Annotated in this window: 23 protein-coding genes and 1 pseudogene; 2 read left to right on the top strand and 22 right to left on the bottom strand. The window is 61.7% G+C overall.

What is annotated here, in order from left to right:
* Positions 1-2: 2 nt before the first annotated feature.
* The 4 genes from AWB79_RS09895 to AWB79_RS09880 form a co-directional block, all read right to left on the bottom strand.
* On the bottom strand, positions 3-284 hold the full coding sequence (locus tag AWB79_RS09895) for a type II toxin-antitoxin system RelE/ParE family toxin (protein ID WP_061167225.1): 282 nt from the start codon (positions 282-284) through the stop codon (positions 3-5).
* Positions 281-559 (bottom strand): hypothetical protein, encoded by a 279-nt coding sequence (locus AWB79_RS09890; RefSeq protein WP_061167224.1) that lies wholly within the window; start codon positions 557-559, stop codon positions 281-283. The genes AWB79_RS09895 and AWB79_RS09890 overlap by 4 nt, the downstream gene beginning before the upstream one ends.
* A 62-nt stretch (positions 560-621) precedes the next feature.
* Complete coding sequence (locus AWB79_RS09885; protein WP_061167223.1) at positions 622-1899, bottom strand: MFS transporter; 1278 nt, start codon at positions 1897-1899, stop codon at positions 622-624.
* A gap of 26 nt (positions 1900-1925) precedes the next feature.
* Complete coding sequence (locus AWB79_RS09880; protein WP_061167222.1) at positions 1926-3353, bottom strand: M20 family metallopeptidase; 1428 nt, start codon at positions 3351-3353, stop codon at positions 1926-1928.
* Positions 3354-3472: 119 nt separating this feature from the next.
* On the opposite strand from AWB79_RS09880, the gene AWB79_RS09875 reads away from it, so the two are divergent.
* Complete coding sequence (locus AWB79_RS09875) at positions 3473-4408, top strand: LysR family transcriptional regulator (RefSeq protein ID WP_061167221.1); 936 nt, start codon at positions 3473-3475, stop codon at positions 4406-4408.
* 4 nt (positions 4409-4412) lie between these two features.
* Here AWB79_RS09875 and AWB79_RS09870 read toward each other — a convergent pair whose 3' ends face one another.
* From AWB79_RS09870 to AWB79_RS09855, 4 genes are read right to left on the bottom strand one after another with little or no spacing between them, the layout of a single operon-like run.
* Entirely contained in the window at positions 4413-4793 is a 381-nt protein-coding gene (locus AWB79_RS09870; protein WP_061167220.1) for a VOC family protein, read from the bottom strand.
* A gap of 58 nt (positions 4794-4851) precedes the next feature.
* Positions 4852-6120, bottom strand: a complete 1269-nt coding sequence (locus AWB79_RS09865) for a patatin-like phospholipase family protein (protein WP_061167219.1) — start codon at positions 6118-6120, stop codon at positions 4852-4854.
* 28 nt (positions 6121-6148) lie between these two features.
* A complete protein-coding gene (locus tag AWB79_RS09860) occupies positions 6149-6931 on the bottom strand; it encodes a 3-hydroxybutyrate dehydrogenase (protein ID WP_061167218.1) in 783 nt (260 codons plus the stop codon).
* Positions 6932-6956: 25 nt separating this feature from the next.
* Positions 6957-7736: an acetoacetate decarboxylase gene (locus AWB79_RS09855; RefSeq protein WP_074169350.1), complete on the bottom strand. Its 780-nt coding sequence runs from the start codon at positions 7734-7736 to the stop codon at positions 6957-6959.
* Positions 7737-8041: 305 nt separating this feature from the next.
* On the opposite strand from AWB79_RS09855, the gene AWB79_RS09850 reads away from it, so the two are divergent.
* Positions 8042-8224 (top strand): hypothetical protein, encoded by a 183-nt coding sequence (locus tag AWB79_RS09850; RefSeq protein WP_061167217.1) that lies wholly within the window; start codon positions 8042-8044, stop codon positions 8222-8224.
* Positions 8225-8299: 75 nt separating this feature from the next.
* On the opposite strand, the gene AWB79_RS09845 is transcribed toward AWB79_RS09850, so the two are convergent.
* From AWB79_RS09845 to AWB79_RS09785, 14 genes and pseudogenes are all read right to left on the bottom strand, one after another.
* Complete coding sequence (locus AWB79_RS09845) at positions 8300-10447, bottom strand: hybrid sensor histidine kinase/response regulator (protein WP_061167216.1); 2148 nt, start codon at positions 10445-10447, stop codon at positions 8300-8302.
* A 142-nt stretch (positions 10448-10589) separates the two neighbouring features.
* Complete coding sequence (locus tag AWB79_RS09840; protein WP_061167215.1) at positions 10590-11153, bottom strand: hypothetical protein; 564 nt, start codon at positions 11151-11153, stop codon at positions 10590-10592.
* 12 nt (positions 11154-11165) lie between these two features.
* Entirely contained in the window at positions 11166-11306 is a 141-nt protein-coding gene (locus tag AWB79_RS40375; RefSeq protein WP_232470858.1) for a hypothetical protein, read from the bottom strand.
* Positions 11307-11758: 452 nt separating this feature from the next.
* Positions 11759-12187 (bottom strand): type VI secretion system baseplate subunit TssE, encoded by a 429-nt coding sequence (gene tssE, locus AWB79_RS09830; RefSeq protein WP_061167214.1) that lies wholly within the window; start codon positions 12185-12187, stop codon positions 11759-11761.
* Between the two features lie 5 nt (positions 12188-12192).
* Positions 12193-12513 (bottom strand): DotU family type IV/VI secretion system protein, encoded by a 321-nt coding sequence (locus tag AWB79_RS38135; protein ID WP_157695729.1) that lies wholly within the window; start codon positions 12511-12513, stop codon positions 12193-12195.
* A 16-nt stretch (positions 12514-12529) separates the two neighbouring features.
* A pseudogene (gene tssK / locus AWB79_RS09825) lies at positions 12530-12979 on the bottom strand (type VI secretion system baseplate subunit TssK); the annotation flags it as partial.
* A gap of 75 nt (positions 12980-13054) precedes the next feature.
* The gene (gene tssG, locus AWB79_RS09820) at positions 13055-14146 is read right to left on the bottom strand and encodes a type VI secretion system baseplate subunit TssG (protein WP_061167212.1); all 1092 of its coding nucleotides are present in this window, start codon (positions 14144-14146) and stop codon (positions 13055-13057) included.
* Positions 14143-16002, bottom strand: a complete 1860-nt coding sequence (gene tssF / locus AWB79_RS09815; protein WP_061167211.1) for a type VI secretion system baseplate subunit TssF — start codon at positions 16000-16002, stop codon at positions 14143-14145. The genes tssG and tssF overlap by 4 nt, the downstream gene beginning before the upstream one ends.
* The gene (locus tag AWB79_RS09810; RefSeq protein WP_157695728.1) at positions 16003-17118 is read right to left on the bottom strand and encodes an AcrVA2 family anti-CRISPR protein; all 1116 of its coding nucleotides are present in this window, start codon (positions 17116-17118) and stop codon (positions 16003-16005) included.
* A 328-nt stretch (positions 17119-17446) separates the two neighbouring features.
* On the bottom strand, positions 17447-20920 hold the full coding sequence (locus AWB79_RS09805; RefSeq protein WP_061167209.1) for an ImcF-related family protein: 3474 nt from the start codon (positions 20918-20920) through the stop codon (positions 17447-17449).
* Positions 20917-22206 carry a KPHS_23130 family T6SS system protein gene (locus AWB79_RS09800; RefSeq protein ID WP_157695727.1) on the bottom strand — a complete coding sequence of 430 codons (1290 nt, stop codon included), beginning with the start codon at positions 22204-22206 and terminating at the stop codon, positions 20917-20919. The genes AWB79_RS09805 and AWB79_RS09800 overlap by 4 nt, the downstream gene beginning before the upstream one ends.
* 30 nt (positions 22207-22236) lie before the next feature.
* The gene (locus AWB79_RS09795) at positions 22237-22965 is read right to left on the bottom strand and encodes a hypothetical protein (RefSeq protein ID WP_157695726.1); all 729 of its coding nucleotides are present in this window, start codon (positions 22963-22965) and stop codon (positions 22237-22239) included.
* Positions 22966-23030: 65 nt separating this feature from the next.
* Positions 23031-24476, bottom strand: a complete 1446-nt coding sequence (locus AWB79_RS09790) for a hypothetical protein (protein ID WP_061167206.1) — start codon at positions 24474-24476, stop codon at positions 23031-23033.
* Entirely contained in the window at positions 24469-26397 is a 1929-nt protein-coding gene (locus AWB79_RS09785; protein ID WP_157695725.1) for a type VI secretion system Vgr family protein, read from the bottom strand. Before AWB79_RS09785 ends, AWB79_RS09790 begins: the two co-directional genes overlap by 8 nt.
* Positions 26398-26521 lie beyond the last annotated feature (124 nt).

The raw sequence follows: 26521 nt of genomic DNA, 5'->3' as shown, positions 1-26521 counted from the left end.
CATTATTTCTGCACCGGCGGCCAAAGCCGCGCAGCATGAACCAACGCCAGCACCCACACCTCATCGGCGATTTCGTAGATCAGACGATAGTTTTCGTGAGCGATCAATTCGCGCGTCCCGGGAATTTTCCCCGTGCGACCGAAATGCGCGTAGCTCGTCAAGCGCTCGGCAGCCTCACTGAACAGTTCATCCATGTGAGCGGCCGCAAGCGGATTGTCCTCCGCAATGTACGCCCACACATCCTCACGATCCTGCAACGCCTCAGGCGCACAGCGTACCCTCATGCCTTACCCGTCGCACGAGCACGACGAGCAGCAAACCGCGCCTCGACTTCGTCATTGGTTTCACCGCGTCCCGCTTGCATCGACTGGCGGGCCACTTCCACTTTCTCGCGCAGATACGCGTCGTATTCCCGCGCGTCGCGCTGCCGCTGAATGAACTCGCGCATCAATTCGCGCAACACCTGCGATGCGGGACGATGCGCGGCATCCGCGGCAGCCATGAATTCCGCGCGCAACTCGGGCTCCAGCTTCATGGTGAAAACGGCTTCCTTGGGCATGACCCTCTCCAGGCATCAGGTAATGCCAAAGCATATACGTTTTCAGTACGCTCTTTGCCCGCTCACACCGCCACCCGCAGCTCCCTCACCCCGCCTTTCCCCCGACTCACCGCGGCCAGCGCCGCGAGACTGATCACCGCCGTGAACATCATGTAGAAGCTCGGCGCGGCCTTGCTGCCGGTCGCGCTCAGCAGCCAGATGATGATCGCCGGCGTGAAGCCGCCAAACACCGTCACACCGATGTTGTAGCCAATCGACATACCCGTCGCGCGCGTCGCCACCGGAAAGATCTCCGACATCAGCGCCGGCAGCGCGCCGAAGTACACCGCCTTGAGCAGCGCGAGCCACGCGACGAGCCCGAAGAGCGCCGCCACCGACACATGCGACACCACATACGCGAACGCCGGATAACCCGTCACGAACAGCAACAGCGCCGCCGTCGACATCTGCTTCACGCGGCCGATCTTGTCGGACAGATGTCCCGCGAACGGCGTGACGAAGGTCAGCATCAAGCCCGCGACGGTGCTCGCCGCGAATCCCGTCGACGCTTCCAGATGCAGCTCGCGGATCGCGAACGTCGGCACGTACTGCAACAGATAGTTCACCGCCGTCGATACGGTGAGCGCGCCGATCGAGATCAGCAGCAAGGCCTTCTGCTGCGTGAACACGTCGCGCACCGGCGTCGCGGTGTGCTCGGCTTCGGTGTAATCGGCTGCGTCTTCGAGATAACGGCGCAGGAACAGACCCGCCGGCCCGATCAGCAAGCCGAAGAAGAACGGAATGCGCCAGCCCCACGCCGCGAGTTCGCTGGCGGGCATGAGCTTGGCGAGCGCGAAACCGAAGATCGAAGCGAGCAGAGTCGCGAGCCCTTGCGTCGCGAACTGCCAGCTCGCGAGCAGGCCGCGACGATTCGGCGCGTGCTCGATCAGCATCGCCGTCGAAGGACCGAACTCGCCTCCCGCCGAAAAGCCCTGAATCAGCCGCGCGATGAACACGCCCGCCGGTGCGAAGAGTCCGATCGATGCATACGGCGGAATCACCGCGATGATCGCCGTGCCGATCATCATCAGGCCGACCGACATCATCAGCGCGGCCTTGCGACCGCGCTGGTCGGCGTAAGCGCCCAGCACCATGCCGCCGATCGGCCGCACCAGATAGGACGCGCCGAACGAGCCGAACGTGAGCAGCATCGAGGCCGTCTCGTTCGCGGCCGGAAAGAAGTTCTTCGCGATATACACCGCGAAAAACGCGTAGATCGCGATGTCGAACCATTCGAGCGCGTTGCCGACCGAAGTCGCGAGCACGATTTGCGTCAGACTCAGAGGCTTTTTATTCATGATGTCAGCGTGTCATCAATATCGATCGGTTAATGCGCGTCGCGCGTGGCGATGTTCGTCGCGCCCCTTTCACCCATTGCGCCCAGATCCCACCAGAGGCCCGCCATCAGACCGAGCGATTCGCGCATCACAGACCCGAGCACGTGTTCGTTCGGCGCATGCTGGTTGCACGCGGGATACGAATGCGGCACCCACAGCGTCGGCAGACCGAGCGTGTGCGCGAAGACATCGTTGGGCACCGTGCCGCCGAGGTTAGGCAGCAGCGCGGGCTTCTTGCCGGTGCTCGCGCGCATCGAATCGAGCGCCCAGCGAACCCACGGATCGTCGAGATCGAGGCGCGTCGCCGGCGAGCCGCGCGTCACCTTCACCGCGACTTCCGTAAAGCCGTGCTCCGCGAAGTGACGCTCCAGATGCGACTGCACGTTCTCCCAGTCCGTGCCGACCACGAAGCGCAACTGGCACACGGCCTTCGCGGACGGCGGAATCGCGTTGACCGGCGCATCGGCGTTGCCGGATTTCATCGCGAGCACTTCGAGCGCGTTCCAGCCGATCACGCGCTCGGTCGGCGTCAGGCCCGGCTCGCCCCAGGTCGGATCGATGTCGGGCGAACTGTCGTCGCGGCCCAGTTCGATATCCGCGAGCGCTTCGCGCACGGCATTGGAGATCGGCGGCGGACGCAATCCTTCGACGACGATGCGCCCGTCGCGATCGATCAGACTCGCGATCGCATGCGACAGCACGACGGCCGGGTTGCGCAGCACGCCGCCCCAGTTGCCCGAATGATGGCCGCCTTCGCGCAGATTCACCGTCAGCTCGAACGGCACGCCGCCGCGCGAGCCGAGAAACAGCGTCGGACGTTCCGCCGACACGCGCGGCCCGTCAGATGCGATGAACACATCCGCCGCGAGCGCTTCCTTGTGCGCGGCACAGACCTCGTCCAGTCCCGGCGAGCCGATCTCCTCGCCGGTCTCGAAGATCACCTTCACGTTGTAGCCGAGCTTGCCGTCGCGCGCCTGCAAAACGGCCGCGAGCGCGGCGAAGTTGACCGAGTGCTGACCCTTGTTGTCGGCGGTGCCGCGGCCGTACCAGCGGTCTCCATCCACGACGATCTCCCACGGCTTGAGTCCCGCGCGCCATTGCTCGTCGTATCCGCGCACCACGTCGCCGTGGCCGTAGGTCAGCACGGTCGGCAGGCCGTCGGCCTCGTGACGCTCGGCGATCAGGAACGGCGGCCCGCCCGCGACGGGATTGTCGACCACGCGCGCCGTGAAGCCGAGCCGCGCGAGCGCGTCGCTGACTTCATCGGTGAGATAGGCGTTCAGCGCGGGATTCGCGCCGTCCTGACTGCCGGTTCGAAACGCGACGCGGCGCTGCAGGTCGGCGAAGAACGCGCCCGAATCGAAGGCCTGGAAGGCCATGGCGACGGCGGTTTCGCGAGTGTTGTGGGGTTCTTTCACGGCGTCTCCCGAAGATGTATGACTGCGATTACGGCTCAGTCTAGAAACGCCAAAAATTCGCGACAATTTCAAAATTTGCGGCTAGCATTGCCAAAAAGGCAACGCTCAGGGACAACTCCGTGCTGCATGGAATCGCACTCAGGTACTTTGTGGAAGTGGCGCGCGTGGGCTCGCTCGCGGCGGCATCGGAAACGCTGCACGTCGCGGTGTCGGCAATCAGCCGCCAGATCGCGAAGCTGGAGGAACAGGCGGGCACGCCGCTATTCGAGCGCATGCCGCGAGGCATGATCCTCACCGAAGCGGGCGAACTGCTCGCGCAGCACGCGCGCCGCGCATTGATGGATGGCGACGCGGTCCTCGACGAGATATCGGAAATGCATGCGCTCGGGCGCGGCATCGTGAGAAGCGGCTGCACGGAAGGCTTCACGCGCTGCTTTCTGCCGAGCGTGATGGCGTCGCATTATCGCGAGCATCCGCGCACGCGCTTCGTGATGCGCTCGGGCACGCCGGGCCAGGTCGAACATTGGGTCGCGAGCGGCGAAGTGGATGTAGGCCTCGCGTTCTCGACATCGACATCGACAGCACTCAGCGTCGAATACAGCGTGAAGGCGCCCGTCTGCGCGCTGCTGCCGCCCACGCATCCGCTCGCCGGCAAATCGAGCGTCACGCTCGACGACATCCTTCAGTATCCGACCGCCGTGCTCGATCGCGGCACGACGGTGCGGCAGTTGATCGACTGGTGCTGTTCCGCGCGCGGCGTGCATCTGGAGCCGGTGCTCGCGAGCAACAACTCAAGCGCGATGCATCATTTTGCGGCGCTCACCGGCGCGATCACGCTGGGCAGTGCGGTGGCGCTCGAAGGCGATCCCGGGCCGCCGACGCTCATCGCCATGCCCATCGACGAGCCTTTGCTCAACGAGCGTCTGCTGCAGGTGACGGTGATGCGCGAGCGGCGTCTGCCGCCCGCCGTCGATCAGTTCCTGAAAACGCTGACGAATGCGCTGCGCGAGAGTCTCGGCGCGCCGGCCATGCGCGCGAAGAAAAGAAAACGCTGACGAATTACTGGGTCGCTACCCACCACGTCGTGCCGGCGGCATCGCGGAAGCCGCCACGAAAGTCGTCGTCGGCGCGCTTGCGCGTGGGCGCCTGCACGGCTTGTGCGCCGTTTGCGATCGCACGATCGAAGACGGCCTGCGCATCGCGCACATAGACGTGAACGTGCGAAGCCGACGACTGCTGATCCGTCGCGCCGCCGCCGATCATGACGATGCTGTCGTCGATACGCACTTCCGCGTGCATCAGCGAGCCATCGGGACGATCGAAGCGGCGCACCAGCGCGCCGTCGAAAACGCGTTCGAGAAACGCGATGATGCCCGCCGCGTCCGCGCAAATCAGATAAGGGCTGATGGATGGATAGGCGGCTGGCTTCCATTCGCTCATGACGTGCCTCGGTGTGTCGTAACGGGATCAGCCAGCGTAATGCAAATGCGCGATAGCTTCAAACGCCTTCCGTCACGTCCACATCGTCCAGCTTCTTCGACACGGCTTTCGGCAACTCGGCGCTCGCCTTCGGCGCAGGCTCGAAACGATGCACGTCATGCGTGACGAAGCCGAGATCGTGGCTCGGAATCTCGAACCATTCGGGATGTCCGAACGAACGCCGAATGTCTTCGAGACCGCTTGCCCAGTGCTCGTCCATCGTGTCGTTGCTGAACTCGTAGTCCTTGTAATGACCTTCGAAGAACTTGTTCTTGTAGATGAGATGCACGACGTTCACCGCGCCGCCATCCGCGATCTTCTGCGCCTCGCGCAACAGCGGATGCGCGCGCCGCGCCTTCTCGGGAATATGTTCGAGCAGCTCCTTGATGAGCCGCGCATGCTTCTGGTTATGCGAAACGAAATCGGTGATCGCGCGCGTACGGCTCGAATACTGAATGTCCTTGGTGCGCTCGGAGACATCGAGGAAATCGCCCGGCAGCGTGCCGCGCGCGCTCCACAGATCGACCTGAAACACGAGCGTGTCCTTGTGCTGGCTTTCGCGGATGATCTCCGTCAACGGCGTATTCGAGACGAGGCCGCCGTCCCAGTAGAACTCGCCGTCGATCTCGACCGCCGGAAAGCCCGGTGGCAACGCGCCCGATGCCATGAAGTGCTCCGGCGCGAGACGCATCTTCGTGTTGTCGAAGTAGACGAGATTGCCCGTTCGCACGTTCACCGCGCCAACCGACACGCGCATGGCGCCATCGTTGATGCGGTCGAAATCCGCGTATTGCAGCAGCGTCGCGCGCAACGCGGACGTGTCGTAGAAGCTCACATCGCTCGGGCGCTTGCTCTTCGTATTTGGCCCGAAGGTGGGCACGTGCACGCGCGGCAAGAAGAAGCCCTTCTGCCCTTCGGTCAGCGCGCGCGCCGCCGCCCACATGCTCGAAAACTTGCGGCCGAGGTTCGCGAAGCCGAACGCCGCGGGCATGAACGCGCCCACGTGTCCGATCAGATCGGCCGGCTGGCAGATCGTGTTCCAGAAGCCGCGCAGCGCGGCCACGCGCTGCTCCGGCGCATTGCCCGCGATGATCGCGGTATTCAACGCGCCGATGGATATGCCCGAGGTCCAGGTCGGTTCGACGCCGGTTTCGGCGAGCCCCTCGAACACGCCGGCCTGATAGGAGCCGAGCGCGCCGCCGCCTTGCAGCACGAGGCAAACCTCATCGTAATCCGGCAGCGCGACGTGATTCGCCTGCGTGAGCGTGTTGCGTTGACTGCGGCGCATGGATTCTCCTTATCAGTGATCGTTGGCGTTATTGCATGAACCAGCCGTGACTCACGACGACCGACTGCCCCGTGAGCGCGTTCGACTCGAAGCCCGCGAGGAACGCGACCGTGTTCGCGACATCGGCGACGGTGGTGAACTCGCCATCGACCGTTTCCTTCAGCATGACGTTCTTGACAACTTCTTCCTCGGTGATGCCGAGCGCCTTCGCCTGCTCGGGAATCTGCTTTTCGACGAGCGGCGTACGCACGAAACCGGGGCACACCACATTGGCGCGCACGCCGCGCGGGCCGCCTTCCTTCGCCACCACGCGCGCGAGACCGAGCAGGCCGTGCTTGGCCGTGACATACGCGGACTTCAGCTTCGACGCCTCATGCGAGTGCACCGAGCCCATATAGATGATCGAGCCGCCCTTGCCCGACGCGTACATGTGCTTGATTGCGGCTTTCGTCGTGAGGAACGCGCCGTCGAGATGGATCGCGAGCATCTTCTTCCAGTCGGAGTACGCATACTCCTCGATCGGCGCGACGATCTGAATGCCCGCGTTCGACACCAGCACGTCGATGCCGCCGAGCTTCGCAACCGTGTCTTCGATGCCTGCGTTCACGGCGTCTTCGTTCGTCACGTCCATCGATACGGCGATCGCGCGGCCGCCTTGCGCGACGATGCTGTCCGCAACCTTTTGCGCGTTCGCGAGATTCAGGTCGGCGATGACCACCGCCGCGCCGTCGGCCGCGAGCTTGCGCGCCGTCTGTTCACCGATGCCGCTCGCAGCGCCCGTCACGAGCGCGACTTTTCCTTGCAGTGCCATTTGATGCTTCCTTTATCGGAGTGATTTATTGATTGACCGCGAGCTTGAGCTCGTCGGGCGGCGCGAGATAGTCGTAAGCGACTTCGCCGATATCGAGCGTGAGATTGGCGATGACATGCCGCGCACCGACCACGCGGCGCACCGGCAAATCGGCGACCGGCGCGAGCGCATGCGCGTGCAGTTCGAGCGCGGCGGGACCTTCCCATGCGCCCAGCACGCTCACGTCGCGCAGGAAGAAGCGCACGAGTTCGCACACGCGCGCGGTGCCGTCCACGTGCGGCAGAACCTTGAGCAGATAGTTCGGCGTATCGGCGAGCTTCCTGCGTTCGGCTTCGAGATCGAGCGGACGATACTTGTAGCCCATCGTGCCGGTCGCGATGCGCTGCGTGCCGTAATCAAGCGTGCCGAGCAGCGTGTCCTTGCCGTCGACACCGAGACGCGGAGACGCGAGCTTCTTCGGAAAGCCCCAGATTTCGCGGCCGCCCGCGATCGGACCTTCGTCGTCGAGATACATCGCGTGCGTGTAGGCGCCCTTGTTGCCGTCCGGATCGATGATCGAGATCACCTGGCCGCTTTCGGTGTAATCGCCGAAGCCGGATGAATCCGGCATGCGGATGAATTCGTAATGCACGAGACCGTTGTCCACTTCGAGCGGCTCCGGCACCACGGCGCGCAACGCGTCGAGGTCGGTCTCGTAGGAGATGATGAAGTACTCGCGATTGAGAAAGCGGAACGGCGGACGCGGGTACGCCGGATTGTGCACCGGCATGGCGAACGCGTTTCTGCGGATATCGTCTTCTTTCACTGGGTCGTCCCTGAGTTGAGAGCAGGCACGATAGTAGATGCACTTGATGACACTTGTCGCGGACGGCAGGCAGCGTGGCGGCCCCTACCGAAGCAGTGCGAAACGACAAAAAACCCGCCGCTTCAAGAGCTTATGTATGCGCACCACCCAATTGCATTTTTTTGTGCAAAATACTGTTGCTTCAACAAAACCAGCGGGTGTTTTCCCGATTGCAGCCAGGCAGCGAGTCTTATATTCCTTACGGTGCGAAGCGGCGGCCCAGGCTGCTTTGCCTTCTCAGGCCATCTCCTCCAAGCGAGTTCCCGATGAAAACGTCCTTGAAGAAATCCCTCGTGCTTCTGGTGCTGGCGGCATTCGCGGCGCCGACGCTGTCGTTCGCGGCGGCTGACTATCCCGACAACAAGCCGCGCCCCGCGTATCACAAGAAAGGGCAGAAGCATAAGCACAAGAGCTCGTCCACCACGCCGCCCGCGTCGCAGTCGCAATAACGCTTCCTTTCCGATGAGAGCACGCGCGTCCGCTCGCTCGCGGACGCGCGTGCTTTTTCATGGGCGCGACTAAGCCTAGAGAGCTTCGACGCGTCCCGCCGCGAGTCGGAGCAAGCCTTCCAGCACATCGATATCGACCGGCTTGACGAGGTGATCGTCGAAGCCCGCGGCCGTGGTGCGCGCGCGATCCTCGGCCTGTCCCCAGCCGGTGACGGCGACGAGCATCACATCGTCGTGCCGACCCGACGCGCGGATCTCGCGCGCGACCGCAAAACCGTCCATCTCCGGCATGCCAATGTCGAGCAGCACGAGCGCGGGCTTTCGCCGCTCGAGCGCACGCAGCGCGTCCGCGCCGCCGTAGAACACCGACGCCTCGCGGCCGAGCAGACTCAGCACGGCGCCCAGGCTGTCGGCGGCGTCGCGATTGTCGTCGATCACCATGACTTCGAGACGATCGTACGCACATGCGTCGACGAGCTCGCGGATCGGCGTCGAGGTTTCGTCGCAAGTCGCAAGCGGCAGTGACACCGCGAACGCGCTGCCCGCCCCTGCGCCGCGGCTTTCGACGGAGATCGCGCCGCCATGCAGCTCGACCAGATGCTTGGCGAGCGCGAGCCCGACGCCGAGACCGTCGCCGATCGCGGTCGATGGCCTGAGCCGCCCGAACAGCGTGAACAGCCGGCCCTGATCGACCGGTGCAATGCCGATGCCGTCATCGGTCACGCGCACCATCGCGCCGTTGCCTTCCCGCGTGAGCGCGACCCGGATCAGTCCCGGCGTCGGCGAGTATTTCGCGGCGTTGTTGATGAGATTCGAGAACACCTGCGCGAGCCGCACGCCGTCGCCATCGACGAACAGGCGCTCTGGCGCGAAGCACACCTGCAGTGCGTGCCCGCCCGCTTCCACGGCGGGCCGGCTCAGCTCGAGCGCGGACTTCAGCGCATCGGCGAGATCGATGCGTTCGCGCTGCAGTTCGAGCGTGCCGCTCGTCACGCGCGCGACTTCCATCAGGTCGTCGACGAGACGCACCATGTGATCGACCTGCCGGTCGAGCATGGCGAGCACATTGCCGGACTGATCGGCGTTCTTGCTCACGCGCAGGATCTGCAGGCCGTTGCGGATCGGCGCGAGCGGATTGCGCAGTTCGTGCGCGAGCGTCGCGAGGAAGCGGTCTTTCATGCGATCCGCTTCGATGAGCCGCGTCTCGCTCTCGCGCAGCGCGCGTTCCGCGTCCTTGCGCGCGGTGACGTCGGTCGCCGCGCCGAACCATTCCGCCAGTTGTCCTGCGGTGTCGAAGATCGGCACCGCGCGCGACGAGGTCCAGCCGAACGTGCCGTCGGCACGCAACACCCGATGCTCCAGTTCGAACAGGCTTTGCGACGACGTGGCCGCTTCGATCGCATTCAGCACCGCGGGTTGATCGTCCGGGTGAATGTAGGTGTTGAGCCATTCCTCGCTGTCGGACAGGGTATCGGCAAGAAAGCCGCGTCCGTCGAGCGCGCGCATGCTGGTCCAGTCGGCGTTCATGCGATACACCGAATACGACGCCGACGTGACCAGCGCCCGGAAACGCGATTCGCTCACGCGCAGGGCTTCTTCCTTCACCGCGCGCTCCACGAGGTCCGCCGCCTGGCGCGCGAGCACGTCGAGCAGACGAAGCTGCTTCACGTCGGGTTCGTGCACGGCGCGCCAGTGCGTCGAGAGCATGCCGAGCAGCACGCCCCCGCGCGAGCGCAGCGGCGTCGTCTGCATCGCGCGGATGCCGGTCTCGCGGAAGATCATGTAGTCGGTCGTGCCGCGCAGCAAATCGCTGTTCTCGATATCCGCGATCACGACGCGCTCCTTGTTCGCCCACGCCGCGCCGCAACTCGTGGTCGAATCGGCGCGCACCTCGCGCCAGCGCTCGCGTGCGAGCGGCGAGAAACCGTGCTGCGCGATCAGTTGCAGCACTTCGCTGCCGTCCTCGCGCTGGCTCAGCAACTGAATGCTGGCGAAGTCGGAGCCCAGCAGTTGCTTCGCGGCTTCGACCGCGCGTTGATAGAACCCGGCGGCGTCCTGATTGACGAGCAGATGAAGGCACAGGTCGTGCAGCACCCTGCTCTCGCTCAAATCCGCCTGAAGAATATCGATGATGTCCTGCTGCGAGCCGGTCTGCGGAGGGGTACGCGACGGCGCGGGCATCGCGGGCGAATCCGCGGGTGATTCCAGGGTGATCGGCTTCATGAGCTGCTGCGACGGCGTAAGCGGAAGAAGCCACGCATTCTATATGCCATTCCACGCGGCCCACATTGGCGCATTACACAGGCATGACGAGAATGCGTAACGAAGGCAGAACTATTTTCCGCATGCTCAGTTCGCGCGGCAACTATTGCTCAACCTGCGCGAGTCGCGCGCGCATGGCGTGGAGACGCGCGGCATCGATGTGTCCGCGTTCAGCCATCGCCTCGAGCGCCGCGAGCGCCGACGCCGGGCCGCAGATCGACGCGGCTTTCGCATCCGCATCGAGTTCGAAGGCGGCCGAGCGCTTCGCGCCGTGTGCGCGCCATCCCTTGCGGCACGCGATGAGCGACAGCGCGAAGCCCGCGCCGGGCACGCTCACGCGCCACAGGTCTTCATCGGGCGAGGTCGCGAACACCATGCACGGAATCGAGACGAGCGCGGCCACGCAGAGCACGGTCCACGCGAAATCCAGCAGCATGCTCTTGCGTTGTGTCGCGTGACCGACTTCGTGCGCCACCACGATGCGCAAGAGCGCGTCCGGCAACGCGAGCGTGCCGCGATCGATCTCGATGCGATTGAACAGCGCCTCGTAGCACGGTCCGAACGGCGTCGTCACGAACCGCACGCGCGGCGCGCCGACATGCAGCGCCGCCGCGTAATTCGCGACGAGCGACACGACATGGTCTTCCTGCGCGCGCTGCGGTTCCATGATTCCGATGCTTCATTGAGCGGGATAATCGGTCCATTCACTGCGTGACTGCCATGCATCGATGTCGGCGGCGAGACGCGCGAGCTTGCCGCGCACGAGTTCCAGCCCCGGCCCGCCGAGCACGAGATGTCCAGGCGGCTCGGGAGACGTCACCGCTTCGATGATGACCTGCGCCGCGCGCGCCGGATCACCCGGCTGATTGCCGCTGCGTTCCGCGATGGCCGCGCGTCGCGCGCCCGAGGTCTGCGCATAGTCGTCGATCGGATTGCGCGTCTGCCTGAGCGAGCGCCCTGCCCAGTCCGTGCGGAACGGCCCGGGCTCGACAGCCGTGACTCTGATACCGAGCGCTTCGGTCTCACGCGCGAGCGCTTCGTCCAGGCATTCGAGCGCGAACTTGGTCGCGGTACACCAATATAAGTCGCAAGGAGTTGCGCCTGCGCAACGGTCAGGGACCGCAGCGGTTGATTGGCCCGTGAAAAAATCGGCAGTCGCTTCAAGCGGCGCCCTGCCGCCGCCCAGAGTATCCCCGGTGCGATAGATGTCTCGCCAGCGAGGCGCTCATTAAATAATAGGCACGGCGGCGTCACTTGCCGCTATCGCTTCCATTAAATTTTGCCCTCTCGCACGCGCCGCTCCGATCGGAACACGCCCGGTGGAACGAAGTAGGTGCCAAACCGCACCAATCCCGTCCTCTTCAAATGACACGTCATCTCGAAGCTCACTTGCAGCCCCGGATCGTTGTCGTCGAGGATTGCGATTTCAATCGCTCGAATCCGCGGCTCATACTTGAGCAGGGTCGCTTCCATCTGCCTCTTGAGCGCGTTGGAGGAGCCAGGCAGTTCCTTGTAAATGTTCGTCAGATCGGGCAGACCGTAGTCCGGCAAGTGCTTCAATGCCCCCGCTCGCGTGTTCAGGATTCGTCGCACGTTCTGCTGCACGCTCAGCGCTTCCAGCGTGCGGTCATCGAAGTTTGCGATCGGCTCGCCATCTATCTGGCCGAGCAGCATGTCATAAAGAGAAGGTCCAACTGGCATCGACGTTACCTTTTGAGGGATTGGGAAGCCAACGCAGCGACTTGCGCATCGAGCAAGCTGTGACAGAGCAACCACACGGCGAGCGCAACGACACAGCCAATCGCGACTATCCTCCACAGCGACAAACGTTGAAACCAGCGGCAGAAGCGCTTCTCCGGCGCATCCATCAGCAGCGAAGGCGAGTCAGCCGGACGCAAGCGCGATAGCAATGCGTTCAATTCGACCATCAACGCCTCACGGATATCTTCCCCACCCAGCGCAAAGCGCCCCTTAAAACCAAGGCCGAGGATCGACGCATAGCATTCGAGTAAGTCGACTTGCGGCATGCGTTCGCGCATACGGATGGCGTTCGGCGACGATCTCGACTTCGTCCGTGCCGTTCAGATCGATCACCTTCACGTATTCACGCACCGAACGACGCGGACGCGTCAGAACGGTTTCGTCCATGCGGCAGTTGTTGCCGTTCGCGTCCGGCAGCGCGAGTGCGGCCAGCACCGTCACTTTCTGACGGTCGGCGCTCACGCCTTGCAGATCGCGCGCGGGCGGCAGGACGTCGACGAGCGTGGTATCGACTGGCGTGCCGTTCGGGAAGCGCAGCTTCAGGCGCGTGAGTTTGAAGCGGCCAGCGGCGAGCGCATCCTCGTCGACTTCGACGTGGAGCGTTCCCCACGGGTGCGTCATCGCAGCCGTCGTGAACTGGCGCAGCGCGAACTCGCTCCACCGCTCCTGTTGCTGGAAATGCTGTTGTGTGAGTATCAGGCCTTCGTGCCAGAGCGGTTTATCGATCCTCATGGGGTATGCTTCGCTTCCTAAATGTGAGTGAGGCAGAAATTCAACATTCCCGGTCTTTGGAGTCAATGGGCTGCTCTATGCGATCTGCGCACGCAGATAGGGATTGGGGGGCGGCGCGGGGAATGCCTCGCACACACCCAGCTCGACCGTGATGACACGCTTATTCTGCGCGGGTAACACCACTGTCCAGCCAAGACGGGGGGCGGCGTCACTACGCTTCATGCCTACCGACGGTGCAGGCGCGAAACGCGAGGACATCTGCATTCGCAAATGCACGTCGGCCTTGACGCCGCTATAGAGCTTGACCAACGCCTTCAGGTCGCGATGCAGCCAGGCTCCGGGCAGCAGGTCGTGCGCTTGCTGCGCGTCCTGTGGTTGCAGCGTCACCCGCACCGCACGGCTTCGATACGGCAGGCGCTTGCCCAGCACGTAGCCTCCGCCGAGGCCGCTTCGTGTGTTAATTCCATTCGTGGCCTTCGAAGTGAGCGGTGTTGCTTTCCCTGCGCGCTTCGATACCGACCAGAATTCGTCGACGCGCACCGCTACACCGGGCGCACCCAACGCAATCACGCCGGCCAGGCCCTCGGACGTGCGCGTGCGCTGAATCAGAAGGCCGAGAAGCGCCAGCGTGCGGGCATCAGGCAAACCCGCTCGCGCGGGCTTGTTGCCCCAGCCGAAGCCCGCCAGACAGAGCAGGTTCTTCGAGTGTCCATCGGCGCCGCCGTATCGGAAACTCTCCGGATACCGATACTTCTTCCATGCGCGATACAGCAGCGTCACGAAGCGGTGATTGAACTGGTCCAGAAACGCTTCGACCGCTTCGTGTCCTTCCTCGCGCTGGACGATGTCGTCGAGGTAATGCGTCGGCATCGTCGCGTCGACGCCGTACAGGCCCAGAAAGGTCGTGCGTACTGTGGGTGGTAGCGGATCGCAGTCGTCGCGGTCGTCGAACTCCACGTTCGCGATCTCGCCTGCGGGAAACCCCATGCGCGGGCGTGGCCGGAATCGCACCGGCTCGTGCTCGAGCGTGTCGCGCTGGCCGAAACCGGGTTGATCCGGCGCACGCGCTTCGAGCAAGCGGCACAGTTGCATGAAGTTCATCTGTGGGGCACGTGAGAGCAAGGCCGCGACGAGTGGCTCGAGTGCGTGTAAATCGCGAGCGCTCATAGCGGCGCCCGCCAGGTCTTGCTACGCGGCCACTCGATGCACGCCTTCGAAGGCAAACTCACGATCTCCAGCTTAGTGAACAGGTTGATCTCCGCATACTGCTCGAAGAACCGATGTAGCAGCTCGCCGAACAGCATCACATCGCCCTCGCCCGAGAACGCGGTGGAATCGAGCGTTACTTCGATCAGCACACCGCGCTCGACCGCCCCGCCCATCACCTCTTCGAGCAACTCCTCCGACACGTGCAGGATGCCGCTGAGCTGCCGGCGATTCAATTCGTCATTGGTCCAGTCGTAGAGCGCGAGCGCCCCACGCAACACTTCCGCGTTCATCAACGACAGGAAGTTGGGCGCGAGATGCGAGAGCACACGCCACTGAAAACGGTCTCCTGTCGGCGGATAAAGCGGCATGGTCGGGGCGACGAGACTTCTCACACCAATGATGCCTTCCGCGTCATCGGCCAATTCGTCGATGCGCGCTTCGCGCAAACCCTTACGAGGTAACAAACCATTGGTGCCCGTCACGCGCAGCGATACGCTCTCTTCCGGCAGATCCTCCATCGATTCCCACGCATGGCCGCCCAGAATGAGCCACGTCTCATGCAGACCGTCCATCCCGGGCCGCACGCGCGTATGGAAATAGCGCTCGGGCGACTCATGCCGCAACATGCCGCCACGATGCCGGAAGGTCGAGAACGGCACGTACTCGAAACTCTGTGCGGAGACAGGGTCGAATCCAACGACGCGCTCCACGGAATAAGTCTCGGTGTGCTCGCCGTGGTGCCCCGCCGGAATCACCCGGTATTCCGTCTCGTGATGGTCGATTGCCACCGGTTCTGCATCGAGCTCAAACAGGTTGATGACCGGTGTGCAGAACAGCCGCACGTTCTCCTTGCTGAAACGCTGATCGGACGGATAAGGCTCCGTGAGCACGATCTCCAGTTCGAAGCTCAGCGAGCCTTCAGGCAGCTTGTTGACATCGAGCCCGCAGACGTCGACGAACAGGAATTTCTCGCGGAACGTGAAGTATTCGAGCAGCAACTGATAGCCCGAGAACGCAGCATCGGACTTGGGCCACAAACGCTCCTCGGGCGAAAAGCCGGCCGGTTCGATGGTGACGCCATCGAGCGGCAGCGCTTCACCGTCACGCACCTCCGGGACACGCCATTCAATGGCCAGCACTTGCCGCGTGAGCGCCAGATGCATGGCGAACGCGGTCGGCTGATCTGCGCTGAGATACAGGTGCAACCGTGAAATTTCCGTTTCGTTGCGCCGCGCTGCCGGATCGAGCCTGAAGGCAAGACGAATCACCGAGCGGCCGTCGTGACGAACAGACGGCCCGGCTTGAACCAGCCGCACCGGGGGCAGGTCAACCGGCTGCGTCGTGCGATACAGACATTGCACCGTTTTATCCGACGTGCCGTCGCTCAGGTCTTTCGGCACGAAGATCGGCTTGGAGCGTACCGTCACGCCCGCGGGCACGTGTCCGGTGCGTTCATGCTTGTCCGCCGGCGGAATCAACTCGACCACGGAAAGCGACGGAATCATTCGCAGATAGTGTGGCCATAACAGGCTTACGAGCCCTTCGGTCAGTTCGGGCAGTTCGTCATCGAGTTTCTGCTGGAGCCGTCCGGTCAAAAACGCGAAGCCTTCGTACAGTCGCTCGACGTAAGGATCGCGGTCGCCCACGCGGTCGAGATTGAGCATGCGCGCACGGTCGGGATGCGCGCGTGCAAACTCGCGCCCCGCTTCGCGCAGGTAGCGCATCTCGGCTTCGTAGTAGCGAAACACCGGGTCCTGATCCGGGCGTTCTTGCTGAGCATCCGGATAGAGATCGCCCGTCGTATCGTTCGTCATTTAGTGGATATCTCGTCCTGACTCGTTGAGTCGGTCCGCCCGAATCAGCGTGGGGGCGATGAAAATCAGTTTGCGCAGCGACATCTGCGGACCGTGTGCCTGCATACGCATGTGGCCGCGTCGCCAGTGCGGGCTGACTTCTCCGCCCGAGTGTCCGTGAAACTGCGCGGGTCCAATGATGATGCGGTTGTAACGGCTCGCCAGCTTGCGCTCAATTCGCGACGCTTTCTTGCTGCGCACGCGCGTGAGGCGCGCCGTGGCGTCGTCATCGCGCATCTCGTCGATGCGGATGGCGTTGGGCGTCTGCAAATACAGCATGACCTTGGCGCACAGTTCCACCATCGGAATCAGATCGTCGATATTGCCGTCGGTCGTGGCGGGGTCGATGTTTCGAACCGCCGACACGAGCGAAGCTCGCTCGTCCTCGATCACGACCCGAAGCAACTGGCAGACATCGGTGCTCAGATGACTATTGCCGACGGCGCAGAACACCAGCTCCCGTCCACCATCGACCGGCGTTTCAAAAACATAGAAGCCTTGTGTCGTGCAAGGATGACTCAGGTAACGCCAGAAGACGGCGTCCACGTCCTCCAAAAGCTCGGGGCCGAGTTTGAGGAAAATCGCCGGTAGCGGCAGGCGAAAGAACGACGCGGGAATATCGTCGCCCACGTCCGTGCGAGCCAGCCAGGACTGGAGCGCAGGCGTGGGTTCCACCACTGCGTGCGACCGCATCAGGTAGAGCGCTGCCACGGTTGTCGGTATCGACATCGCAAACACGGTCTCGGACGTGATCTGCTCGGGGTCCTTCAGCGAACACAGCGGTATGGCCTTTCCGATCATGTTCCACGTGATACGACCCGTTTGCGTTGGCACGTAGCCCGCGTGCACGCCGGACGGCTCCGGATCGTTCCCGTAACGCTCCAGCACGTGCGCCCACTCCCTCCAGGCGTGAAGGAGACGCGCCTGTAAGGCGCGAACCGGAGGCAACGTTCGGTTGGTCAGCTGGGTCGTGTTGACCGCCTCCAGGAAATCGCGCGCACTCTGGCGGGCCTGCTGCGTCTGCGCCGGCGTGAGGGGGGCGCCTCTCGCGCTTATCGGAAGCGCCGTATTGGACATGATCGTTACACCTCGCAAAACGAGCGCTTCTGCGAAGCGACAAGACGAGGACTCGGTGTGCATTTGCACCGACACAGATCGTCACTCAGTGCCTGCTCCCGCCCATCCGGTCCCTTTGATTCGATGCGCGGTCCCACGCATACGATCCTCCCACAGGTCTTGCAGGCGTCACACCATACTGGATCGTTTTCATAGGCCGTCGCCCGATCATCAATGGTATCGGTCTTGCACAGCGCATTCACGCGCCCGTTGGAGGTGGTCGTGTCGTTATCGAGAATGTCGTATCGCTTCACGGGATGTTTTCCTTACGATGCTTGGTTCGAACGATTCACTGCAACTCAGGAGGCAATGGGGGCAGCACCGGTATCGCGCCCGCCTTGCCGACGATGAACACACGCTGCGGCATCTTGAAGCCGCGCAACTTGAGCAGATCGAGTGGACCCGCGCCGACTTGCGCTTTAAGGTCGTAATGCAACGGGAAGCCGTTGCCTTGATTGAAGGTCAACGCATAGCTCGTGCTGTCGAGCGCCTTGATCTGCGCCGTGCCCAGTAGTCTCACCAATGCCCAATCACCGTTCGCAGCGAAACCCATACGCATCCCGGCGTCGTACGATTCCCACGTCAGTTGCACGCGTCCGTTCTGGCCGTTACCTGGCCACACGATCGACGTGTATTGTTCGAGCTGGTTGAAGTATTCGATCTTCGTGCCGTCGATCGACAGGATCGAGCGCGTCACCTCCGGCGTCGGGTGCGGCATGATCTGGAAGCGGTAGCTGGCGTCACCCTGGGCATAGAGCTGCGCGCCCAGCGTCGACAACTGTCGCAGGGCAGTCAGGAATGCCGGATCGAACTGCAGCGCCTGCGGCGCGAGTTCGTTCGGTGCCCATGTACTGCCCTGCTGCTGCAATATCCCGGCAAGCTGCGTTGTCACGAAGCGCGAGATCAGACCCGTGTCGGGCTTGATGTAGCGGCCCAACTCGACAAAGGAGGCGTCGGCGTTGGTATCGGCGAACGGATAATGTCCGTCAAAGGAACTGGCGAACGGGGCGGCCACCGCTGCGCGCCAGACGTCGTTCACGCTCGCCGCCGCCGGTTGCAAGATGGTCTGCCACGCCACATCGAGCGGACGCGCGAAGAGCGCGTCGCCCAAGCCCGCCCACTGCGATCCCAGACTTGCCGCGGTGAGCGCCGCGTCGTCGCGTGCTTGCGTGAGTTCCGAAAGTTTGCCCTGAAAGACGGCTTGCGCCATCTGTCGCGCCATCGCTTGCGCGTCGGCGCTGGTGGCGATTTGTTGAAGCTTCAGGCGCATGGTGGTCGCGACCGTCAGAAAATGCGCGAGACTCACGCCGCTGAAATCCGACGCGTTCCTTGCAGGTTTGCCGTTGCTCTTGCCGTTTGCGTCTGTCGCACCCGTCACGACGTCGTCGCCCATGAGCGCCAGCAGCGGCCCGAAAGGCTTGTCCAGTGGATTGACCACCGGCTCGTTCGAGACACCCGTCTTCTTGCCAATGAGGTCCTGAGCCTTGCGCACAAGCGTATCGGCCAGCGCCTGCGACGGACGGCCCGCCTGCGCCTGATATTGGACAGCCTTCATCAACGCGATCAGGGGCGAGGTCTGCGCATCAGTGAGGCGCGTAAGCTGCGTGATCGCGCTGCTCAGGTTGGTCGCGTTCTGCCATTGCAGGCTGTTCAGCATTGCCTGCCATGCAGCGGTGTATTCGGCGAAGTACCGAGCGCGCAGGCGTTCCTTGACCGCCTCGATGTCCTGATGGGCTTCGAGATCTGCGCCAGGCACGCGTGCCGCGCGTTCGTCGTTCAGCACCCAATCGGCACTCACGCGACCTTCCTTGGCGGCCTTGTTGATCGCCTCGTCGATCAGGCCATCCCACGCAGCGCGCGTGTAAACGCCGGGGACTGTTTGCGTCGTTGAGAAAAGTCCACGGGCGTCCGCGCCGTTCAACAGACTCGCAAGGCCGACGTCCGCATATTTGCCCTTCGCCTGTTCGATCACGCTCTGGTAAAGCGTGTCATCCGAGTTCTGCAGGCCGATCTGGTTGATGAGTTGATTGCGGGCCGACGTGAGCAGATCGGTCGACGCGCTGATCTTCCACTCAGGATGCGCACGTAGGTGCGCGGCGTAGAAAGCGCAGAGGTGCTCGGAAAGATCGAGCCATTCAACGGCGCGCAGGCCGGCGATGGCAGGCCACTGTTCGGGCAGATGTTTGGCGAGGAACGCGGCATCGGCATGCTCCGGTTGCGTGAGCATCAGATACGTCTTCAGTGTGTCGTAGTCGCGCTTCTGTTGATCGGCACTCGGCAGCGCGTCGGCGCGAGACTGTGCTAGCTGCGTCAGCGAGGTGTCAAGCCGCTGCACGATAGGATCGCGCATATTTCGCATCGCTACGGTGACATAGGGTTGCCACAACGTCGCGAGCAATTCTTTGTCTCGATTTAAGCCCGCGCGAAGATACCAAGGCGCACCATGTTGCTGACGGTATTCGAGCGTATCGATCTGCCTTTGGAGTTCGAGTTGGGTGCGCAATGCGGACGCAGTGCCGGACTTGGCGGCGAGGGCGGCGTCCACCGCTTGTCGTGCATCATGCAGAACCACCTGATTGCCGATGAATGATACGGTCATTGCGACGCACCACAGGGCTGTTGCCGTGATCAAAGCTGCGGGCAGCACGTTGGGCCAATGGAAGCCGGTACGCTTACCCTTGTGTGGCTGGATGCGCGCTGCGATCTCGTCCCATAGGGGCGTCAATGCAGCGGGCTGTTGCGGAATCGCCGGAATGAAGTCGCCCGATGCGGAGACCGTCCCTTGAACCTGCAGGGATACGCCGGTCGCCTCGAACGTCGGTGCGAACAGCACGCCCGCCAATGGAGCGCGCCGCCACTTCGATGCGCACGCCGTCTGCCATGTCTTGACGATGCGTTCGCGCTGCTGCCCCATGTAGGCGGCCACCTGTGCGAGATAAGAGATGAAGAGCGGCTCGTGGCAGATCAGTGTTCCCGCGTCCGCCGTGATACGCTCAAGCTCGCCAAGCCGATGCGTCAGTGCTTCGGCGGAGGACTGCGCGTGCGCGCGAAGGGACGCGTCCATGAAGGTGCCGACAGCCTCAAATCGCTTGGGAACACCTCCGGTTGCCACGACAGCGTGCATGAACACAACCGGGGCGGCCCAGTGCAGATCACTTGCCAGATTCGCGAGCTTGCGTGGCAAAGTCTCGTCATCGTGATCGACGTGGGTGCTGCTGCGCATCACCGCCACCACGACGTCGACCGGACGCGCTTGACGCATCCGCCGAAGCTGCTCACGCCAGACTTGCGGGTCGATCTTGTCGGGCGCGGCGTGAACGAGAATGCTGTCACCAATTCGAAGCACGCCCGCCTGTTTGAGGCCGGGTGCGACCCATTCGACATGAGCGTCATCGCCGTACGGCATGATCCAGCGCAACTTGTAACGCCAGCGCCAGCCGAGCGACGTTCGCAATTCGTCGCATAGGTTCTGCAAGCGGTCATCGCGCTTGGGCAACTTCTTGGCTGACACATCCTCGCTGCGTCGGAATGGCTGGAATTTCCAGCGCGTCAACTGAACCCACACGCCGTAGACCGTGCTGTACATGAAGAAGAGGAACGCAGCCAGCATGGCGACCGCCGCAACCACCCACGGCACGAGGCCACGGCGCGTCAACCCCCAACTTTCGTCGTTCAGGAACGCGAGCAAGAGCAACAAAATGCACAACGCCGCCACGCCCAGCAGATAACCGCGTGGCCGGCTTACAGGTTCAATGGACGTCATTCGCTTACAGGAGTCACAGCTTGATGGGGACGCACGACGAGCCAGCACGGTTGCTGCTGCGCCGACGTGGAGATGAGTTGGACGCAAGTGGTCTCGCCGGCGCGTTCAGCGGCCATCGCAATCGCCAGCCAGCCGCTTGCTGCTCCCGTGTGTCCGAGGGCTTCGTCGATGCTCGTGCGATTCGAGGTTGCGATGTCCGAAGCAAAGCCGGTTGAATCCGAGACCGGAAAGTGCTGAACCTCGGGTAAGCCGCTTTCCCAGGCGCGATCGATTTGCTCGGGACGCGCCGCGCCCCAGTCGAGCGCGGTGGCCAGCACACTGCGTTCATGATCGGAAGATTGAATCACGGGACGATGTACGTGGGCGAGCGGCTCGAAGTTGAGGCTGTCTGAGAGTTCAGGCCAACCGAATAGCATCGCCACCGCAGCCTCGCCGGAATTGGCCGGCACGTCGTCGCGAATCTGCGCCGAGATCAGCAGCACAAATTTGAAGCGCGTGTGCGAGTCGTCGTCGAGCCAGGCGTCAAGCGCCATCACGCTTTCGCCGGGCTTCAGAATGCAAGGATGATCAGTCGAGCGGTTCAAGCGCGAACTCTCTCTTTGCCATACATCAAGCGTCTCAGCCACAGCCACTTCGTCCTGCACGTCGAGCCAGATCTCCAGCGGAACACCAAGGGGAATCCGATCGACTGCGGGCTGGATTTCATCGATCAATCGCGTGAAGACGATCTCCAGAAGTTCGGCGGTCGACGAATTGCCATCGCGCGGAAGATCGCTATGGAGGCGCACTTCGCGAGTCTCGCGGACCTGCTTCGATTCGAGTGACTTCTCGCCAGCGACGACGCGCGCGGACAAGCTCAATGGCTTATTGTCCAGCGGTTGTATTGCGGATTCAAATGACTCGGCGACTTGCACTGGTGCGTCCTCTCCGTCCAGCATCGGCGTGATCGAAGCGCGAGCGAGTAGGAACAGCGGGCGCCGTGCATAAACCGTGTTGTCGTAGACCGTGCTTGCACGCGCCGTGTTGTGGCTCTGCACTTGAAGAAGCGCCGTCTCATAGAGGTGGATTCGTCCCGCCAGCAGAACGGCCCAGCAGACAGAAGGCACGCCGAACATCCACGCGTAGAACTGCCAGCACTGCGGCGAGCGGCCCTTGGGCCACAGCGTCAGCGTCAGCCCAATGCCGATGGCTATCGCGACGACAAATAGAACCACCCAGACAACCGGGCTGGGCGGCTTTGGCTCGTCCGTCATCTGCTCGGGCAGGCTACAGAAATCAACTGCCATGAAGCTTCTTTCTTCGACAAAATTGTTCGCTTATGCATCGACGATAACGCGCATTTTCCTCTCGCGTTCGATTCGCAATGGCAAAACGACGGTGACTAGAAACATTCGAACGAGCAGCCCGATTAACCAAAGTGACATTGGAAGCCCCAAAGCGGCGAGGACGAGCAAGACGCCATTCGTGCCAAATGCAGAAGTAAGAATACGTGGTAAAACTAGACAGAATGGTGCAATCGCAAACACGACGTATGCTAAGGGCTTTGGAAGCGGTGAAGGTTCAACATAATGCTTCTCGAAAATTCTCATGCCACGTTGCACTTCGTAGCGAATGACGCCGTCCCCACGTTCTTTGAATGCCGCCGCGACGAACCGCGTGTGATTTATCGTGTATCTAACATTCCGAGCTATAAGCCAGATCCAAAACGTGGTGAGTACAGTACCTAATGCGAGCCCGGCCCATCTCAGCACCGAAGGAATATCAGCAAACATAAAAAAGTAAAAATACGGAACAATTCCAAACAAATGGTACGTTGCAAAGATTCCGACTGAGCCTATTAGCCCGTACACGGCGAGCCGGTCACCTCGTCCGAAGCAAAGACACAGAACAGACGAACCAACACAGCATCCCAACATCAGCATCAAACTGATCTGCCATGGCAGATTCGACACAGCGAGATCTGCCGCATACGCCGCATAAGAAAAGTCGACGCTCGCGACTGTAAGAATAAACGAGCCAAGAACGACGATTTTCGTCTTGGACAATATTTCCTTGGAATGCCGGGTCGCTGGCTTAGAGATTTGGCTCACTGATGACAACCCACTCAAATCTAGATGGGAGTGAAAATCATGGGGTAAGACGCGTAGTCGTTAGGCATTGTCCTGCCCAGATCTTCCACGACGGCTTTTAGTGACTCCCCAATGGATCGGAACCACGACGTGACGGAATCGGCGGCGCCAGTCTTTTTATCGATCAAATCTAGGACATAGCCCACTCCAATTGCGGCGATCACCGTTCCGACCACAATCCACGATACTGGCAACGTTAGCCCGATGAGGGCAACAACTGTACCAACCAAGGCCGAAGCTATCGCGGCACTAAGTCCGGCTTTCGCCAAATCAATTCCGATCTTCCCCAGCAAGTCAGCGAAATCCTTCTTGCGTTTGCCGGTTTCTGGGTCAACCTGCTGATAATCGTGGAGCCACTCTGCAGTATCGATCGCTACCGTGAAGATCAATGCAACCAACCCAGCTTTCTTGAATGCACCTTTGGAGCCTTCCCACGCCGCGTTGAGCCCCGATCCAAGGCTTCCAGCGCCACCCGCCATCGTTAACACCTTTGCGTTCTTTACGCCGTAGCGGGCCGCCGTAACGTATTTGCGCAACCGAGGATTACCAGTAAATACAACGTACCAACGTTCGCCCACATTCTTGTGGACTACCTTCGACAAACGGAATTTTTCGGACCATAGTTCCTTGATCCACTCCTTGTTATCTGAATAGAAAGCACCCATCCCCGCGAGTTGTCCGAGAAGCCAGTTCCGAGTTGCGATCTTGTTTCTATCGATGGCCGTCTCATCTGCACCGCCTGCGGCTACAGCATCCAGAAGCTCTTGAGGAATCGATTTCTTGTCAACTTCCGATATGTGCACGCTCTGCGTGGACGCCATCTCCGTTTCAGGCGCGAGTTTCACGGGGAGTCGACATGACCATAAATCTCGCTGCGAAAACTGATCGAGCGAGTAGAAGGACTTGGGCATCATCGACATGTCAACAGCACTGAGCGGCCAGATCGCAGGTGCTCCTGATCGTACCGGACCCAGTGGTTGCTTGGCTACCGGCGGCTGTGCCTCTTGATTAATGCCCATAGCAATAATCATCGGCGCAGGCTTATCTTTCGGATCGTCCGTACACGTTCCTGTGCAATCCATCTTCTTGATCGCATAGCGCCCGATTTCTTTGCCCTCGCTCGACAGAATCAGGTTGCCCTGAAACCTCCGCCCCACCCAAATGTGAAGCGGCTCGCCATCCTGAAACGTAGTCCGTGCGGTCGTCTGCTTACGCCGCGTATCGTAGAAGCGCCCGTACTTCGACTCCGGCTGGTCCGTCTTCAACGTATAGGTCGCACCCGCCTTGAGCTTGATATCGAACACCACGTCCCGATGCTTGCGCAGCACGATGATGTTGTTCACCCCCGGCCAGAGCTTGCCTTCAGGCGGCTCGCCCGGCAGATCGATGTATTGATAGCTCTTTACGAGCGTACGCGGGTCACTCATGGTTACTCTTTGGCGTCACCGCACCAATGCCATCTGGCGCGGAGAGCAAAATCACCTGCTTCTGCAGGTCCTTGAACGCATTCTCGAGTTGTGCCTGCTGATCCCGCACCTGCGCGAGGCCTGCGTTGGCGCGTTGTGCCGCTTGCAACAGTGCCTGCGATTCGGCCAACGCCGAGCGCATCGATTCCAACGCCGCTGTCATCTCAAGCTGCGGCGCATTGGGGCTGGACAACGAATCAGCCGACAGAAACATGCCTTTCGAAGCGTGAAACGTACCGTGGCCCTCGCTGTGAATTTCCAGGCCTTCCCCGCGACGCTTCTTCTGGTTGTCCACCAGATAGCCCATGCTCACCGACGACCTCTGATAGATCGTCGAGAACTTCGCGCCTTCCTTGCCCTTGAACTCCTCAAAGCGAACTTTCCCGCTCAGCAGCGGCGCGCGCCACACCGCACGCGAGTTCCAGCCCTCAAGGCCGTGGACATGGTTGGCGTGTGAATAGTCATGGGCCGCCGTGCCGATATATCCGCGGTCAATATCGCCGTTAGTAAAGAAAACTCTGACTTCCACGCCCGGCAGCAACGGCGCATGAAAGCCGCCATCCTTCGACGCGGACGGCACCATGAGCCGCAGGCGGATACTGTTCGAGCCCACTTTTCCCGCGCGTCGATGAAAGTGAAACCGAACAAGGTAACGACCGCGGTCATCGAGGTCCGCATAGGGACTGCCCTCGATACTCGACTCAATGGTCGCAACCAGCGAACCCTGCATCCATCGCCAGTCGCGCTCGGGAACATACTCGGGGCACCAAACCTTCTCGGCGGGCGTGCCTTCGAACTCGTTCGTGGCAGGCTTGGTGCGCGAACCGATTGTCGTCACCTTGGTGATGACCAAACCATAAGGCGCTTTCGGAAGCTTACGATTCGTGGTGTTGAGCACCCAGCCCGGATACAGGCCGATGATGTTCGTCCTTCCACTGTGAACGAGCTGCCTGGAGGCGATGCCCTCCGCGCGCACTGCCGTCAGTGCCTGCGCTTCATCCTTGGTATGGAAGTGCTCGTTGCTTCGATCGATGCTGCCGTAGAGCGTCTTGTCGCCCCGATCCACATATGCGATGGCCGTGACCGGAGCGTTGGGCGTCCGATAGTTGTGATCCCGCAGTTCGATGCTTTGTGGCATCAGCTTCTGCTTGCGCGTAATGCTCAGCAGCGCTTCGTGAAACTGACCGTCCAGTCCGTTGGCCGACACGTACGGCACATCGATCGATCGCATATAACCCTTCGCGCGATTGTCGATCACCAACGTGTCGCGATGGGTTTTACTCGTGACCTGCGCTTGCCTGAAGTAGAAATACAGGCCGTGACGCAAGCATTGCCGTTTTACGAAGGCGAGTGCACTCTCGTCGACCATCAGCAGCTGCTCGTATCGCTGGTCCATCCCCTCGAAATTCAGTTCGATATCGTGCGGCCAGATGCGCTCTCGATCGACCAGAAGCTCGTAGAAAATCTCCTTCAAGGACTTATTCAGGAAGACATCGGAATACTTGGTCAAGTCCAGGAGTGCCACGCGCGGTTGGATTCGCACCCAGAACTGGGCGACGTCCTTGCTCGAACTTCGGTGCTCCCATTCCATAACGACGCCGTGCACCGTGCGGGCGTGGCGTGATGCGGTGTCCGTGTACTTCAGCGCGGCGCGCTCTTCAACGATGAAGGTCGCGTTCTTGCCCAGAAAGTCCGCGCCATCGAGAGTCTGGTCTTCCGAGGCGATCAGGATATCGAGCGAATAGGTCTCGTTCATCTCCTCGATGATCGTGTATTCGAGGACGCTGAGAGCGGGCTTGACCCCAGCCACTGTCACGGATAGATGCTGGGAGAACCATGCGTTTGGATCTTTGAGTGCCGTCAGGAAATCAGGGGAAACCATGTCTCGCGATGTCATCCTCGATAAATCAAGCCAAGTCGAAATTGGGACCAGTACGCGATTGTTGTCAGACTTTTCGATAGAAGCAAATATCTTTACCGATGGCGAATCGATTTTCAGATGAATC

Source organism: Caballeronia hypogeia (assembly GCF_001544875.2).
In the GTDB taxonomy this organism is placed as follows: Bacteria; Pseudomonadota; Gammaproteobacteria; order Burkholderiales; family Burkholderiaceae; genus Caballeronia; species Caballeronia hypogeia.
This window is presented reverse-complemented; position numbering and strand designations above follow the sequence as displayed.

Bases quoted from the DNA above. Each gene is read 5' to 3' on its own strand.
- AWB79_RS09895 (WP_061167225.1), bottom strand. From the start codon at position 284: ATGAGGGTACGCTGTGCGCCTGAGGCGTTGCAGGATCGTGAGGATGTG.
- AWB79_RS09890 (WP_061167224.1), bottom strand. From the start codon at position 559: ATGCCCAAGGAAGCCGTTTTCACCATGAAGCTGGAGCCCGAGTTGCGC.
- AWB79_RS09870 (WP_061167220.1), bottom strand. From the start codon at position 4,793: ATGAGCGAATGGAAGCCAGCCGCCTATCCATCCATCAGCCCTTATCTG.
- AWB79_RS09865 (WP_061167219.1), bottom strand. From the start codon at position 6,120: ATGCGCCGCAGTCAACGCAACACGCTCACGCAGGCGAATCACGTCGCG.
- AWB79_RS09860 (WP_061167218.1), bottom strand. From the start codon at position 6,931: ATGGCACTGCAAGGAAAAGTCGCGCTCGTGACGGGCGCTGCGAGCGGC.
- AWB79_RS09850 (WP_061167217.1), top strand. From the start codon at position 8,042: ATGAAAACGTCCTTGAAGAAATCCCTCGTGCTTCTGGTGCTGGCGGCA.
- AWB79_RS09845 (WP_061167216.1), bottom strand. From the start codon at position 10,447: ATGAAGCCGATCACCCTGGAATCACCCGCGGATTCGCCCGCGATGCCC.
- AWB79_RS09840 (WP_061167215.1), bottom strand. From the start codon at position 11,153: ATGGAACCGCAGCGCGCGCAGGAAGACCATGTCGTGTCGCTCGTCGCG.
- tssE (WP_061167214.1), bottom strand. From the start codon at position 12,187: ATGCCAGTTGGACCTTCTCTTTATGACATGCTGCTCGGCCAGATAGAT.
- AWB79_RS38135 (WP_157695729.1), bottom strand. From the start codon at position 12,513: ATGCCGCAAGTCGACTTACTCGAATGCTATGCGTCGATCCTCGGCCTT.
- tssG (WP_061167212.1), bottom strand. From the start codon at position 14,146: ATGAGCGCTCGCGATTTACACGCACTCGAGCCACTCGTCGCGGCCTTG.
- tssF (WP_061167211.1), bottom strand. From the start codon at position 16,002: ATGACGAACGATACGACGGGCGATCTCTATCCGGATGCTCAGCAAGAA.
- AWB79_RS09810 (WP_157695728.1), bottom strand. From the start codon at position 17,118: ATGTCCAATACGGCGCTTCCGATAAGCGCGAGAGGCGCCCCCCTCACG.
- AWB79_RS09805 (WP_061167209.1), bottom strand. From the start codon at position 20,920: ATGACGTCCATTGAACCTGTAAGCCGGCCACGCGGTTATCTGCTGGGC.
- AWB79_RS09800 (WP_157695727.1), bottom strand. From the start codon at position 22,206: ATGGCAGTTGATTTCTGTAGCCTGCCCGAGCAGATGACGGACGAGCCA.
- AWB79_RS09790 (WP_061167206.1), bottom strand. From the start codon at position 24,476: ATGAGTGACCCGCGTACGCTCGTAAAGAGCTATCAATACATCGATCTG.
- AWB79_RS09785 (WP_157695725.1), bottom strand. From the start codon at position 26,397: ATGGTTTCCCCTGATTTCCTGACGGCACTCAAAGATCCAAACGCATGG.